Consider the following 576-nt stretch of genomic DNA (forward strand, 5'->3'; position numbering starts at 1 on the left):
GCCGCGCCGCCGTCTGCGGCTACCAGCACCGGTGCCAGCGCCAAAGCCTCCTCCAGCGCCCCCAAAGCGATTTCCCCGCCACCCACCAGGGTGATTGGTTCGATTTCGTCAACAATCTTCGCGTTCATGGGCGCTATTCCTGCCAGTTTTGGAAACAGGTCACAATGTGAACACAAAATGATACGATCAATTGCACGGATTCGAGCAAAATTGGTCCTTCTAGCCAATATGGTGAACGACAACAAATGTGACGAAGACGAGCGAGCTGATGGTACATAACAACAAAGTCTTGACCGTATCCTATGGAACCTTTTCCTGCACATTGGAAGGGTTTGAGGATTCCTTCGGCACGATGAAGGCGATTGCCGAGTATTTCCGCGACCTGGCTGCCGACGACCGGTACTTCGGTGCCGAGCCGCCGCAGCCCGATGCCGACATGCTGGCGCGCATCGCCCAGCGCGAGATTGCCCGCCAGGTCGAGGCCCGCACCAGCGAGGGCGGCATCCACCTGCGCGCAGCCACCCCGGCGCTAGGCGCCGCCGCTGCCGAGGCGCCAGCACCTGCTCCGGCCCCGGC

1 pseudogene is annotated in these 576 nt (G+C 60.8%); it reads left to right on the forward strand.

Going from position 1 to position 576, the window contains the following annotated elements:
• Nucleotides 1–268 precede the first annotated feature (268 nt).
• Nucleotides 269–576, forward strand: a pseudogene (locus tag RA20_RS24425) (chemotaxis protein CheA); the annotation flags it as partial.

The sequence above is a fragment of the Leisingera sp. ANG-Vp genome (assembly GCF_000813725.1).
Classification (GTDB): Bacteria; Pseudomonadota; Alphaproteobacteria; order Rhodobacterales; family Rhodobacteraceae; genus Leisingera.